The organism is Binatus sp. (SeqCode) (genome assembly GCF_050013435.1).
Classification (GTDB): Bacteria; Desulfobacterota; Binatia; order Binatales; family Binataceae; genus Binatus.
Genome location: NZ_JBEKFG010000038.1, coordinates 19,889 through 32,396, shown reverse-complemented (window position 1 = coordinate 32,396; position 12,508 = coordinate 19,889). Strand labels below are relative to the sequence as shown.

The 12,508-nt window shown below is 62.4% G+C and carries 14 protein-coding genes; 11 read left to right on the top strand and 3 right to left on the bottom strand.

Going from position 1 to position 12,508, the window contains the following annotated elements; genetic code table 11:
• Together ABSB13_RS09515 and ABSB13_RS09510 are read left to right on the top strand one after the other, a co-directional pair.
• Positions 1–355, top strand: a 355-nt coding sequence (locus tag ABSB13_RS09515) for a hypothetical protein (RefSeq protein ID WP_428107676.1), incomplete at its 5' end; no start/stop codon positions are given.
• Between the two features lie 1,371 nt (positions 356–1,726).
• Positions 1,727–2,338 (top strand): hypothetical protein, encoded by a 612-nt coding sequence (locus ABSB13_RS09510; protein ID WP_428107674.1) that lies wholly within the window; start codon positions 1,727–1,729, stop codon positions 2,336–2,338.
• 260 nt (positions 2,339–2,598) lie between these two features.
• Here the strand turns inward: ABSB13_RS09510 and rpsU are convergent, their stop codons facing one another.
• Positions 2,599–2,796: a 30S ribosomal protein S21 gene (rpsU, locus tag ABSB13_RS09505; RefSeq protein WP_304820716.1), complete on the bottom strand. Its 198-nt coding sequence runs from the start codon at positions 2,794–2,796 to the stop codon at positions 2,599–2,601.
• 279 nt (positions 2,797–3,075) lie between these two features.
• Here rpsU and ABSB13_RS09500 point away from each other — a divergent pair, with 279 nt between their 5' ends.
• The 3 genes from ABSB13_RS09500 (at position 3,076) to ABSB13_RS09490 (ending at position 5,903) form a co-directional block, all read left to right on the top strand.
• Positions 3,076–3,855 carry an SDR family NAD(P)-dependent oxidoreductase gene (locus ABSB13_RS09500; RefSeq protein ID WP_428107673.1) on the top strand — a complete coding sequence of 260 codons (780 nt, stop codon included), beginning with the start codon at positions 3,076–3,078 and terminating at the stop codon, positions 3,853–3,855.
• The gene (locus ABSB13_RS09495; RefSeq protein ID WP_428107671.1) at positions 3,855–4,967 is read left to right on the top strand and encodes a CehA/McbA family metallohydrolase domain-containing protein; all 1,113 of its coding nucleotides are present in this window, start codon (positions 3,855–3,857) and stop codon (positions 4,965–4,967) included. The genes ABSB13_RS09500 and ABSB13_RS09495 overlap by 1 nt, the downstream gene beginning before the upstream one ends.
• Positions 4,968–5,081: 114 nt before the next feature.
• A complete protein-coding gene (locus ABSB13_RS09490) occupies positions 5,082–5,903 on the top strand; it encodes an SDR family NAD(P)-dependent oxidoreductase (protein ID WP_428107670.1) in 822 nt (273 codons plus the stop codon).
• Between the two features lie 341 nt (positions 5,904–6,244).
• Here the strand turns inward: ABSB13_RS09490 and miaB are convergent, their stop codons facing one another.
• Complete coding sequence (gene miaB, locus ABSB13_RS09485; RefSeq protein WP_428107669.1) at positions 6,245–7,585, bottom strand: tRNA (N6-isopentenyl adenosine(37)-C2)-methylthiotransferase MiaB; 1,341 nt, start codon at positions 7,583–7,585, stop codon at positions 6,245–6,247.
• A gap of 172 nt (positions 7,586–7,757) precedes the next feature.
• Between miaB and ABSB13_RS09480 the strand changes: the two genes are divergently transcribed.
• The gene (locus ABSB13_RS09480) at positions 7,758–8,018 is read left to right on the top strand and encodes a hypothetical protein (RefSeq protein ID WP_428107667.1); all 261 of its coding nucleotides are present in this window, start codon (positions 7,758–7,760) and stop codon (positions 8,016–8,018) included.
• 87 nt (positions 8,019–8,105) lie between these two features.
• On the opposite strand, the gene ABSB13_RS09475 is transcribed toward ABSB13_RS09480, so the two are convergent.
• Positions 8,106–8,510: a PPOX class F420-dependent oxidoreductase gene (locus ABSB13_RS09475; RefSeq protein ID WP_424672695.1), complete on the bottom strand. Its 405-nt coding sequence runs from the start codon at positions 8,508–8,510 to the stop codon at positions 8,106–8,108.
• Positions 8,511–8,718: 208 nt separating this feature from the next.
• Here ABSB13_RS09475 and ABSB13_RS09470 point away from each other — a divergent pair, with 208 nt between their 5' ends.
• The 5 genes from ABSB13_RS09470 to atpA all read left to right on the top strand — a co-directional run bounded on the left by ABSB13_RS09470 (position 8,719) and on the right by atpA (position 12,495).
• The gene (locus ABSB13_RS09470; RefSeq protein ID WP_428107666.1) at positions 8,719–9,255 is read left to right on the top strand and encodes a bactofilin family protein; all 537 of its coding nucleotides are present in this window, start codon (positions 8,719–8,721) and stop codon (positions 9,253–9,255) included.
• A gap of 90 nt (positions 9,256–9,345) precedes the next feature.
• Positions 9,346–9,807, top strand: a complete 462-nt coding sequence (locus tag ABSB13_RS09465) for a F0F1 ATP synthase subunit B (protein WP_428107664.1) — start codon at positions 9,346–9,348, stop codon at positions 9,805–9,807.
• 19 nt (positions 9,808–9,826) lie between these two features.
• Positions 9,827–10,402 carry a F0F1 ATP synthase subunit B gene (locus ABSB13_RS09460; RefSeq protein ID WP_428107663.1) on the top strand — a complete coding sequence of 192 codons (576 nt, stop codon included), beginning with the start codon at positions 9,827–9,829 and terminating at the stop codon, positions 10,400–10,402.
• Positions 10,399–10,932 carry an ATP synthase F1 subunit delta gene (gene atpH / locus ABSB13_RS09455; protein ID WP_428107662.1) on the top strand — a complete coding sequence of 178 codons (534 nt, stop codon included), beginning with the start codon at positions 10,399–10,401 and terminating at the stop codon, positions 10,930–10,932. Before ABSB13_RS09460 ends, atpH begins: the two co-directional genes overlap by 4 nt.
• 21 nt (positions 10,933–10,953) lie before the next feature.
• A complete protein-coding gene (atpA, locus tag ABSB13_RS09450) occupies positions 10,954–12,495 on the top strand; it encodes a F0F1 ATP synthase subunit alpha (protein ID WP_428107661.1) in 1,542 nt (513 codons plus the stop codon).
• Positions 12,496–12,508 lie beyond the last annotated feature (13 nt).

Here is a 12,508-nt window from a genome sequence, read left to right as displayed (position 1 = left end):
CGTCCGCTGCTCACTCATCACTCCACCTCCGCACCCATCCATCGATCAACTTCATTCTACCTATATCGATCTACCTATATCGATCGACTTGTGCAGAGGTTCCCTAGCTGTCAGTAACAATCGACCGAACGATCCGAAAACTACGGTAAAGAAGTTCCAAGGTCTTCCGACACGAAAGCCGGGTCATACGCATGTGCTCGGCTATGATTTTGTCCTTCTGGTACCCGCATTCATCGACAACGTTAATCCTCCGTATTTGGCGCGGGAAAACGAATTAGGAATTAATATCGACGCTGATTACCGGGCGATGATCACTCACATATGCAAGGCATATACGGCGCGATGGCATCTGTGAGCCTCGTGCCGCGTTTCACAATGCGGTTATCGCGTAAACGCGGGGCGAGTCTCCACGGCGGGCGGTGACCACATCGCGGGTCGCAGTACCGTGGCGTGCGCTCTGCAGTTTAGGCGGGGATTTCCTCGATGGCTGCGACGCTCAAACCGCTCGTCCAACCGGCGCACGCGGTTCATGAGTTTTCCTCGACGCGCAAGTGAGTGGGGGAAGGAGGGGATCCGGGATTCTTCGCTTCGCTCTAGAATGACACAAAACAGCAAGGAACCGGGATTCTTCCCGTTCGGCAGCACTCAGGGCTTCGGCTCAATCACAGCAACTTTCGCTAGTTGGACGCGGCGACTCGAAACCGGTACCGGCTTCGCTGGCGCGAAGCTGTCCGAGATCCTTCCGCTTCGCTCGCGTTGTTCGCTTCGGTCAGGATGACACGAAAAACCACGCCGCCATTTTCCGCCAACCCTTCTAACAGGGACGAAGCCCGGCCGTTGGCACGGCTGGCCAGTATTAAGAAACCGCGTGCCCGTGGCAGGGGCCGCGCGCGACAACGGAGCGCGGCCTTAACGGTGGGTGCAGGGCTCAGCCCTGCGGTGCAGGGGTCACCCCTGCCGAAGGAAGCGTGAAACCCACCGCGGGTTTCACATTCAATCACGTTCCCCATCAACGCGGGTCGTTTTGCGGATGCGGGCGCGGGCGGATCGCGGGTGAACAAGGGCACGGGGGCAATCGGTTGTCAAGTTTCGAAGCGGATATTAATCGATCGTTCAATATTGCCCCCCCTCGGTACGCGCGCTAGTTAAGATGCCGGTTGTATTGATCGTTACTCTTGATGGCCTGAAAACGTCGCGCGGATCGCAACGGCCAAGTCGGGGGATTTGACCACCGAGTTAGACGCGCGCATATCCATCGAGCCGCCGCTTGGATTGAGAAGTGGCGCGGGCAGGCGGGCGGGCGTTGTGGATGCTGAGCGGGCTGATGGTCCGATGAAAAGAGCCGGTGCGCATGGCGCAAGTTTGTTTTGGCGCTTTTCGATCTCGGAGCCCTGAAATCGGCGCCGCCGGGCGCCGGGGCTGGCGTTGTTGGCGCGGCGCAACGGCTACACGACGCATTCCCCGCATTTCCCGAATCGATTTCTCACCCATCACTCGCAGTTCCAATTCGAAATTTGAAATATCTGTCCGACGGTCCCTGACGGTGTCCGGCGGTAAGGCCTCGCGCCGATGCGCGTGCGTTGGCACGTCCTCGACCGCGGCACGCCGACCGGAACTCGAAGCCCCGGGAGGTTGAGTTGTGCGAAACGGACGCCTGGTTCATCGACGCGCGCACGCATCGCGATTTGCTTTCGGCGCGCAGTCGCCGTTGGAGCGTCTTCAATCATTGTCAGCATTCGGCAGCCCGCGGGCGGTTCCACGCCTGGCGCGCAGCGTGCAAGTCGAGGCGTCGGCGTGGAAGATGCAGCGTTTGCAGCTCGGCAGCCGCCTGCCGATCAACCTGCGTCATTTCCTGGCCGAGCAACTCGGGTCCTCGATGCGGGTCGAGGATGACTCGATCGTCGCGCTCGAGCCGCGCTCGAATGAAGCCCTGATGCGCGAGCTGGCGCGGGCGATTCGGCGCTTTTCCACCGAGCGCGCGCGCGAAGCATGGTGCGAATGCGCGATGGGACTGGATCGCCTCGAGCGCGAGTTCTTCGCCGCGCCCAGCGACGACCGCGGACCGGTGGTGCTGTGCCTGCGATGCTCGTGCGTGGGCGCCGGTCCTCTCGATCAGCATTGCGGGAGCCGATGCCTCCCGGTCCACCTGGGCGCCGAGGTGCGCGCGCAGCAACTCGAGGGCAAATGCGTGGATGGGGCGCTGACGCCCGACGCGCTGCATCGCGCGGTCGAGAATTTCCGCCTCCACCGGACCGAAGGCGGCCTGCCTCATTTTGATTTGGACTGCTACGTGGCGGGCCGCCAGGTGATCTTCACTTGGCGCCCATTGCCAGAGTAGCTACATAGCGGGCGGGCAGGGAAATTTTCGCCTGACCGTCAGCACGAAACTGGATTCACCGAAAAGAGCATCGCGGGCGGGCGGAGAAATTTTCGCCTGACCATCAGCACAAAACCGGATTCACTGAAAAGAGTCGCGGGCGGGCAGGGAAATTTTCGCCTGACCATCAGCACGAAACTGGATTCACTGAAAAAAGAATCGCGGGCAGGCGGAGAAATTTTCGCCTGACCGTCAGCACGAAACTGGATTCACTGAAAAGACTACATTGCGGACGCGCGACGGCGGCGCTGTTCCTTACGGCGGCGGCGCTGGGCCTCGGAACGCTTGCGCTTGCGGCGGACGCTGGGCTTCTCGTAAAAAGCCCGCTTCTTCATCTCCTTGAATACGCCCTCCTTGGCCAGCTTGCGTTTGAGTACTCGCATCGCCTGATCAAGAGAGCCTTCGACCCGAATTTCCATAGTCCTCCGTCCGTCCGCTGATTAGCCCATGGAGCTTAGGTCGGCCCTTGCTTCGAGTCAACCGGCCCGCGCGCATCGGCGCATCGAAGTGTTCTCCGCGGATCCCGCAACTCCTCTTCATGCGCACAACCCGCGTCTGGTAAAGGAATGGGCAGGGCAGGGGCTGACCCCTGCACCCAGTGTTAAAGCCGCGCTCCGTTGTCGCGTGGGAGGGGTGGACCCTGGAGCCGGTGTTAAGAGGGACTGCGAGGCGCGGCGCGCATTTAAAGGAGGATCGAGATGGATTTGGGTCTCACGGGAAAAGTCGCGATGGTGACGGGCGCCAGCCGCGGCTTGGGACGCGCGATGGCTCATGCGCTCGCCGACGAGGGGATGTGCGTCAGCATATGCGCGCGAACTGAGCGCACGCTGACCGAAACAGTCGCCGCGCTGACGCAGACGGGATCGGCGCCGCGGCCGGCGATGGGGTTCGCCGGCGACGTTACCAAGGCCGACAATGCGCAAAGGTGGGTCGAGGAGACACTGAAAAAATTCGGCGGAATCGACGTGCTGGTCAACAATGCCGGCGCGGCGCGGCCGGGGGCGCTGGCGGAACTTCCGGAGTCGGCGTGGCAGGAGCAATTCGATCTCAACCTGTTCGCGCCGGTGCGGATGGCGCGGCTGTGCGCTCCGCACATGGAAAAGCGCGGCGGCGGTTCGATCATCAATATCGGTTCGATTTACGGGCGCGAGTCGGGCGGGCCGCTCACCTACAACGCGTCGAAGGCGGCGCTGCATTCGTTCACCAAGATGCTCGCGCGCGAGTACGCGCCGAAAAATATCCGCGTCAACACTATCGCTCCCGGCTCGATCCTCACCGCCGGCGGAAACTGGGAGCGGCGCTTTCGCGACAACCCGGCCTTCGAGAAGGATTTCATCAGCCATGAGATGCCGGCCGGGCGCCTGGGCCGTCCCGAGGAAGTCGCGTACGCGGTGGTGATGCTCGCGTCGCCGCGCGCGAGCTGGATTACGGGCGCCAGTATCCCGGTGGACGGCGCGCAGGGACGATCGATCCTCTGATGACGCGGCTGCAATTCTTTTTTCGATGCTGCTTGGCGATTGCCGCGGCGCTTATCGTTGCGGGATGCAGTGCGCCGCTGCCGAGCACCGAACTTCCGCCCGCACGATACATCCAGCCGGCGCCGGAGTTTCCCGGCTTTTTCGACTACCGCGGAATCGTCGATCTGCCGATCAAAACGTCGGGGATGGATCAAGCGGGAATCGCGGACCTGGCCAAGGCCGCGCAAATCGATTTCATTTTTCTTGCCGATCGCGTCCAACCCGATGGAGGCGAAAGCGACTTTGGAATCGCGGGATTCACCAGCGACATTCTTTTCATTTCGGGCGGAGCGTTCGAAATCGGCGGCAGCGAGATAATCGGCGTGAACATCCATGACCCGATCAAACCCAACCTCACGCCCAACGATTTGATTTCGGCGATTCACGACCAGGGCGGACTTGCGATTGCGGCCGACCCCGCGAAGTTTGCGTCGTCTGCCGACTACGGGTTGGCGGATGCGATTGAAGTTTACAGCCAGCGCTCGGCCTGGACGGTGCAAAATCCAACCGCGCTCTACTTTCGCGCGATTTTTCTCGGCACCGATCATTTCCTGTCCGCACTCGACCGGCGCCCCGACGCGAACCTCGCGCTCTACGACCGGATGACGGCCGGCGCGCGGGTCTCGATGCTCGCGGGGATGGGCGCGCCCGGCAACATGAACGTGCTCGGCGCGAAGGTCGGCACGATTCCGCAACTTTTTCTGTTTTGCACCACCCATCTGATTGCGCGCGCGCGCGACTCGGGGCCGATCCTCGAGGCGCTCCGGCTCGGACATTCGTATGCGAGCTTCGACTACCTCGGCTACGTCGGCACGTTCGCGTTCTTCGCACACGCCGGTGACACGATTGCAATGATGGGCGATGAAATCCGCCTGGCGCCCGGTCTCGTGCTCAAGACCGAGCTGCCCGCGCCGGCCGATCGAATCGCGATGTATCGCGACGGCGCTGAAGTGGCGTCCGCCGAGAACGCATCGACGCTCGAGTTCGCGCCGAAGTCGCCGGGCGCGTACCGAATCGAGGCCTATCGCAGCGGCAAGCTGTGGATCCTGTCGAATCCAGTGTACATAAGGTGATTGTGCGCCATAGGCGAAGAACGAATCGAATGTGAAACCCACCGTGGGTTTCACACTTCCCTGGGCAGGGCTGAGCCCTGCACTCAGTGAAAAGTGAAAAGAGAGGTTGGAAACATGGATCGTGTCGATGGAAAGACCGCATTCATAACGGGAGGAGCGCGCGGGATAGGACTGGGTATCGCTCGCGCGTTCGCGCGGTCCGGTGCGAAGCTGGCGCTCGCGGATATCGATCAGGCCTCACTGGTCACGGCAAAATCCGAGCTTTCGGACTTGACCGCGGTGGAGACGTTCAAACTCGACGTGCGCGACCGCTCTGCCTACGCTCGGGTCGCCGACGAAACCGAATCTCGACTCGGCCCGGTGTCAATTCTATGCAATAACGCTGGAGTGGCCGGAGACCAGCACGTTACGCGCCTGACTTACGAATATTGGGACTGGGTAATGGGAATTAATCTGCACGGCGTGATCAACGGAATCCAGACTTTCCTCCCGCGGATGCTCAACCGCGGCGGTGGCGGGCATATAGTCAACACGGCTTCGGGTGCGGGACTCGCCGCCACTTCTAGCGGCCTCTTATACACAACCTCGAAATTCGCGGTGGTGGGTCTTTCGGAATCTCTGCGGAACGCGCTCGAACCGTTTAAGATTGGCGTCAGCGTATTATGCCCCGGTCCAGTCAATACGAAGATCATCTCGAACAGCCGCGAGACGCAGCCTCCGACACAGGTGACAGCCGAAGAAGCGAAGGTCTTCGAAACCATAATTGCGCAAGTCAACGCAGTCCTGGCCGCGGGCGTCGATCCTAACGAAGTAGGAGAAATGGTTCTGGCCGCCGTGAAGGCAAATCGGCTCTATATCCACACCGATCGAATGATGGCTGGACTGATCGAGGCACGGACAAGGATGCTGCTCGATGCGATGCCGCCCGCGAAATAGCAACCAGGATGACTAGCTCTCTAGCAGTGCTGATTCAGGCCGGGCGAAGCCCGGCCGTGGCGACGGGCAGGGGTGACCCCTGCACCCAGTATTAAGGCCGCCCGCCGTTGGCGGACGCGTCCCTGCCAACGGGCAGGGCTGAGCCCTGCACCCAATGTTAAGGCCGCGCTCCGTTGTCGCGCGCGGGCTCTTTTATCGCGTGGTCGCGAAAAGATGCGCTGCGCAGATTTTCGCGTCTTCTTAATATCGGGTGCAGGGGTCACCCCTGCCCAAGGAGGTGCGGAACCCACGGTGGGTTCCGCATCTGATCGTCGATTGGCGCGACTGCGCCCCTGCGGCGGTTAGGCGAGCGAGCACATCAGCGAATGGCTGCTCGCGGAATCGACGCGCACGTTGACGGTATCGCCCGCGGCGACTCGCTTGAGGCCCGCGACGGTGTCGACGGCGAAGATTGCGGTCTTGAACTGCGGCGTCTTCCCCGCCATCATGCCGCCGCCGCGGCGCGCCGGTCCTTCGACCAGCACGGGAAACTCGCCGCCGATCATCGCGCGATTACGCGCGATCGACATCTCTTCCTGGAGTGCGATCAGGGCTGTGAGTCGGCGGCCCTTTTCTTCCTCGCTGACGGAATCGCCGAGCCGGAACGCGCGGGTATGCTCGCGCACGGAATATTTGAACATGAAGGCGGAGTCGTATCCGACCGCGCGCATGACAGCGCTGGTCGCCTCGAAGTCCGAGTCTTCCTCGCCGTGAAAGCCGACGATAATGTCCGTCGAAAGCGCGACTCCGGGAATTGCCGCGCGCACGCGCGCAACGAGAGCGAGATAATCCGCAACCGTGTAGCCGCGTTCCATCGCGGCCAGAACCCGGTCCGATCCCGACTGTAAAGGCAGATGCAGATGGGGCTGGACTTTCGGCTCGGTGGCGATCGCCTCGATGAGCGAATCGCTCACGTCGCCCGGATGCGGCGAGGTGAAGCGAATCCGCTCGATCCCGCCGATCGACGCGATCATCTTGAGCAGCGCGCTGAAGTCGGTGTCTCCGAAGCGGTAAGCGTTGACGGTTTGTCCGAGCAGGACGACCTCTTTCACACCGCGCGCGGCGAGTTCGCCAATCTCGCGCATCAGGTCGGACGGCGGAATCGAGCGCTCGCGGCCGCGCACGAACGGCACCACGCAGAACGCGCAGAACTTGTCGCATCCGCGCATCGCAGTCACGTAGGCGCGAACGCCGCCGCCGTAGTCGGGGGTGATATCGGCGTAAGTCTCGGCGCGATCGAGGCGGACGTCGATTGAAGCGTCGTCGCCGGCGCGGCCCAGCATCTCGGGCAGGCGGCGATAACTGTCAGGTCCCGCGACCACGTCGAGGAACGCGGCCTTTTCCATGATCGCGACGCGGTTGTGCTGCGCCATGCATCCGAGCAGTCCGAGCTTCACCTGCGGCCGCGCGTGCTTCAGCCGCGCAAGCTCGCGGAGCCGGTGCAGCACCTTCTCTTCGGCATGGTCGCGAATGGCGCAGGTGTTGAGCAGTACGACGTCGGCATCTTCGGCGCGATCGGCGCTGACGTAACCGGCGCGACGCAAGACGGCGCTGACCGTTTGCGAATCGGCGACATTCATCTGGCATCCGTAGGTTTCCAGATAAACCCGCGGACGGGCGGGATTTGCGGCGTTATCGCGCATAAGACGAGAGGAAAGTTTAAGCTACGCCAGCGCGCTGTGCCAACAGCCAGGGGTGGAATGTGATTGAATGCGGAACCCACCGTGGGTTCCGCACCTCCTTGGGCAGGGGTGACCCCTGCACTCAGTGAGAAGACGCGAAAATCTGCGCGGCGCATCTTTTCGCGACTATGCGATGACAGAGGTGACAGGGTTGCCGGGAATCGTCGCGAGACTTAAGTTTGCGCCCATGCGAGAGCATCGCAGGCCGTCGTTCGAGCGGATGGAAGCCACGCTGCTGGCGTGTCCGCAATGCAAGCGGGCAGTGAAGGTGCGCAAGCGCCTGCTGCTAGTCCTGCCGGCCGGCGACAAGTACTTGTATGTATGCCCTGATTGCGGTTCTACGTGCGGCGAGACGATCGAGACGCCGGCGCCCGTGGGAACAAGGCAGGGATGAGCAGGGCACCCAGTATTAAGGGGCCGCGCGCGACAACGGAGCGCGGCCTTAATACTGAGTGCAGGGGTCACCCCCTGCCCGAGGCGGCTAGCCCATGGTGTGCACGGATGCGGGCTCGATCACGTATGTCACGCGCACCTCGCCCGGCTGCCGGAACGGATACTTGTCCTGTCCCAGGTACTTTTTGGCGAGGCTGTCGATATGTGCGTCGGCGCCCTTCTCGGTTTCGGTGACGACCGGTCCGCGTATTCCGATGTAGCGAAAAGGATTCTCCGGATCGATGATGGCCAGGGCGACCTTCGCGCCGACCTTCATATTGCGCGCCTTTACCCGGCCGCGCGCCGTGTTGATGCGGATTTTTCCGTTGGTGTAGTCGAACCATACGGGGGTCACTTGCGGCGACCCGTCGGGCATCAGGGTTGCGATACTCGCCAGCGCTTTCTTGGTGGTCAGGAGGTCAAGGAAATTCTCGGGGATCGTCTTCGATGCCATCGGCGGTACTCCTTGAATGACGGGCCTCGATCCAGATTAGACAATCGCTCGCCTGAGGCAACCGTCGCGAGAGACGGGCTGGACGCCGATCATCCACCAGGCGGCGAAGTTTGACACCCACATTTGCATACGTTAATAGCCAAGCTTAAGCTCATACCTTGGAATGCGGCGCGGGGGATTGCCCGATTGCGCCCAAGGAGTTTTTGCGATGGCGCTGTTCACCAAAGAGCCGGAAAAGAACCCGAAAATTCAACCCGCCACGGCCCCGTATGCTTCGTCGACGCCGCCTGCCCCTGTCGCATCGACGTCCACGATGGCTCCACGAGGAAGCCTGCCTGCTCCGGCCGAGGGACGCGCCTATCTCGATCGTGGATCGAAAATCACCGGCAAAATCTCGTTCGAGGGTCCCGCGCGAATCGACGGCGAAGTCGATGGCGAGATCAATTCGAAGGACAGCCTCACGATTGGCGAGTCGGCCGTGGTGACCGCCCAGATACGCGCCGCCTCGGTCTCGGTCGCGGGCAAGGTCAGCGGCGATATCGTCGCGACGCAGCGAATCGAAATCCGTCCTTCGGCGAAGGTGAGTGGAAACATTACGGCTCCTGTGCTTTCAGTTCAGGAGGGCGCGCAATTCGAAGGCCATTGCTCGATGCAGCCCGAGGGTATCCGCGACGATCGCAAAGTTACAGTATTCCCCAAGGAGGAGCGCGTGGCGCAGGCCGCCGGAGGGCTGAAGCAGGCCTGAATTGTCCCGGCCGGTTCAGTATAGTCCGCGTTCCCCAGGTTCCGATGATGGAGAGAATCTCGAAAATCCCCGCAGGGGAGACGCCGTAATATGCATATCCCGCCGAATTGGGGGACGTTCTTTGCCCTGATTGTTTCGTTCCTCGTTTTCTGGTTTATATTCAGCCGATTATTTTTTCGCCCTTTCTTGAATGTGCTCTCCGAACGTGAGCGCAAATTCAAGGAGTTGAACGATAACACTGAGCGATTGATCAAGGAGGCTCGCGCAGCCCATGAGGAATGCGATGCGCGGCTCGCCGCGGTCCGCCACGGCGCAATCGCGCGGCGCGAGACCGAGCGCCGCAAGGCCGAATCCGAGGCCGCGCAAATGATGGAAGCGGCCAAGGCCCAGGCGCGCGACGTGCTCGAGCAGGCGCGGGTCAAAATAGAAACAGAGCTCAAGGCGGCCGAGCAGGAACTCGAGCAGATGGGACACAGCCTGGCCTCCGAGCTGGCCGAACGCGTGCTGGGCCGCCCGCTCGGCGGTGGCGCGGCGACGGGCAAGAGCAATTAAGCGCGACTGAAAACACCCGATGAAGAAGTGGATCACATCGGCGGCGATTTTCGCTGCCGCTTTTTTTCCGAATGCCGCCTTTGCCGCCGAGGACGCGGGCGCGGAGCACGGCTCATGGCTGTTGCTGGGCTTCTTCGCGATCAACTTCATCCTGTTTGTGGCGGTGCTGGTCTATTTCGCCGGTCCTCCGGCCCGGAAGTTCTTTGCAGATCGCGCCGTCGCGATTCGCACCGGCCTGTCGCGCGCGGCAAGCGCGTTCGCCGAAGCCCAGGAGTTGGCCAACAAGGCGGCGGCGCGGATGGCCGCGCTCGCGGCGGAACTGAAGAAGCTCACCGACGAACTGGAACGGGAAACTGCTTTCCAGGTCGGCAAGGTCGCCGAGCTGGCGAAATCGACGGCCGATCGAATCCACCGCGACACCGCGATGAGCAGTTCCGCGCTGTCAGAGGCGGCGCGCCGCCGCGTGCGCGCGCAGCTTGCCGAATCCGCCACGACGCTGGCGCGCGATCTGATCGGGCGCAATTTTCAGCCCACCGACCAGGGCCGGCTTATCGACGGCTTCATGGACAAGCTTGCCCCGGGGGACAGGCAATGAAAGGTTCGCGAGTCGCCAAGCGCTACGCGCGCGCCCTGCTCGATCTGGCCGACAAGGGCAGCCAGGAAAAGTGGGGCGTCGAGCTCGAGCGGCTGGCCGCGATGGTCGAGTCGCCCGAGCTGCTGGAGCGCCTCGCGTCGCCCGAGCTTGCCGAGCAATCCCGGCAGGAGGCGATGGGGAAAATTGCCGAGCGCCTCAACCTCAGCGTTCCGCTGCGCTCGTTTGCGATGGTGGTCGCGCGCCACGGGCGGATTCGCGAGATCGGCGCGATCGCGGAGTCGTATCGCGAGTTGCTCGATCGGGCCCTGGGCCGTGAGCGCGCGACGCTGACCTTTGCGATTGCGCCGTCGGACGCCGAAGTTGCGCGGGTAGTCGGCGGACTGGAAAAGATCGCGGCGCTGAAAATTATTCCAACTGTGAAAATCGACCCCGCACTGCTCGGCGGCGTGACCGCGGAATTGGGCGGAAAAATCTACGACGGCAGCCTTGCAACTCGCCTCGCGGAGGCAAAGCGCCGGCTCGCAGGCTAGCCGGGAAACAACGACATCTATATGGCGGAAATCAGACCATCGGAAATCAGCGAAATCCTCAAAAACGAGATCAAGGGTTTTGAGGGCAGCATCTCGGTGCGCGAAACCGGCCGCGTTCTCTCCTGCGGCGACGGTATCGCCCGAATCTACGGACTGCAGAACGCCGCGCTCGGCGAGCTGATCGAGTTTCCGCACCAGATGTACGGGATGGTGTGGAACCTCGAAGAGGACAACGTCGCCGCCGTGCTGTTCGGCGATCCGCAGGACATCCACGAAGGCGACGAGGTCAAGCGCACCGGCAGAATCGCCGAAGTCCCCGTCGGCGAGGGCATGCTCGGCCGCGTGGTCAACGCGCTCGGGCAGCCGATCGACGACAAGGGGCCGATCAAGTCGACCGAGACACGGCGAATCGAAATCAAGGCGCCCGGTATCATCCGCCGCCAGCCCGTCAAGGAACCGCTGCAGACCGGCATCAAGGCGATCGACACGATGCTGGTGATCGGACGCGGACAGCGCGAACTGATAATCGGCGATCGCCAGACCGGCAAGACCGCAATCGCGATCGATACGATCATCAACCAGCGCGGCCAGAACGTGCATTGCTTTTACGTCGCGATTGGGCAGAAGCGCTCGACCGTCGCCCAGGTCGTCGAGAAGCTCACCAGCTCCGGCGCGATGGAGTTCACCACCGTCATCGCCGCGACCGCGTCCGAGGCCGCGCCGCTGCAGTTCATCGCGCCTTACAGCGGCTGCACGATGGGCGAATATTTTCGCGACACCGGCAAGCATGCGCTGCTGGTGTACGACGATCTGAGCAAGCACGCGCAGGCCTATCGCCAGTTGTCGCTGCTGCTGCGCCGCCCGCCCGGCCGCGAGGCTTACCCCGGCGACGTCTTCTATCTGCATTCCCGCCTGCTCGAGCGCGCCGCCAAGATGAGCGACGAGATGGGCGGCGGCTCGCTCACCGCGCTGCCCGTAATCGAGACCCAGGAAGGCGACGTGTCGGCCTACATTCCGACCAACGTCATCTCGATCACCGACGGCCAGATAATTCTCGACAAGGATCTCTTCAACTCCAACGTGCGCCCCGCCGTCAACGTGGGGCTATCGGTGTCGCGCGTTGGATTCTCGGCTGCGGTCAAAGCGATCAAGCAGGTCGCAGGATCGCTCAAGCTCGACCTCGCGCAGTATCGCGAGATGGCGGCGTTCGCGCAGTTCGGATCCGACCTCGACGCGTCGTCGCAGCGCCTGCTCGCGCGCGGCGTCCGTTTGACCGAGATGCTCAAGCAGAATCAGTACAGCCCGCTGCCGATGGAAAAAGAGGTGCTGATCATGTTCGCCGCGCGCGAGGGCTACTTCGACAAGCTCGCGGTCGAGCAGATTCGGCGGTTCGAGGCGGGACTGTACACGACCTTCGACTCGCGCCACGCCGACTTGCTTGCCGAAATCCGCGACCAAAAACAGATTTCCGACGAGCTGACCAAAAAACTCAAGGCCGGACTCGACGCCTACGAACAATCGTTCCTGGCCGAAAGCAAAACGGCCGCGCCGGAGCCGGCGTAGCCGCGATAGCGCT

Excerpts from the sequence above, each read along its gene's own strand:
- rpsU (WP_304820716.1), bottom strand. The coding sequence starts at position 2,796 with ATGGAAATTCGGGTCGAAGGCTCTCTTGATCAGGCGATGCGAGTACTC.
- ABSB13_RS09500 (WP_428107673.1), top strand. The coding sequence starts at position 3,076 with ATGGATTTGGGTCTCACGGGAAAAGTCGCGATGGTGACGGGCGCCAGC.
- ABSB13_RS09495 (WP_428107671.1), top strand. The coding sequence starts at position 3,855 with ATGACGCGGCTGCAATTCTTTTTTCGATGCTGCTTGGCGATTGCCGCG.
- ABSB13_RS09490 (WP_428107670.1), top strand. The coding sequence starts at position 5,082 with ATGGATCGTGTCGATGGAAAGACCGCATTCATAACGGGAGGAGCGCGC.
- miaB (WP_428107669.1), bottom strand. The coding sequence starts at position 7,585 with ATGCGCGATAACGCCGCAAATCCCGCCCGTCCGCGGGTTTATCTGGAA.
- ABSB13_RS09480 (WP_428107667.1), top strand. The coding sequence starts at position 7,758 with ATGACAGAGGTGACAGGGTTGCCGGGAATCGTCGCGAGACTTAAGTTT.
- ABSB13_RS09475 (WP_424672695.1), bottom strand. The coding sequence starts at position 8,510 with ATGGCATCGAAGACGATCCCCGAGAATTTCCTTGACCTCCTGACCACC.
- ABSB13_RS09470 (WP_428107666.1), top strand. The coding sequence starts at position 8,719 with ATGGCGCTGTTCACCAAAGAGCCGGAAAAGAACCCGAAAATTCAACCC.
- ABSB13_RS09465 (WP_428107664.1), top strand. The coding sequence starts at position 9,346 with ATGCATATCCCGCCGAATTGGGGGACGTTCTTTGCCCTGATTGTTTCG.
- ABSB13_RS09460 (WP_428107663.1), top strand. The coding sequence starts at position 9,827 with ATGAAGAAGTGGATCACATCGGCGGCGATTTTCGCTGCCGCTTTTTTT.
- atpH (WP_428107662.1), top strand. The coding sequence starts at position 10,399 with ATGAAAGGTTCGCGAGTCGCCAAGCGCTACGCGCGCGCCCTGCTCGAT.
- atpA (WP_428107661.1), top strand. The coding sequence starts at position 10,954 with ATGGCGGAAATCAGACCATCGGAAATCAGCGAAATCCTCAAAAACGAG.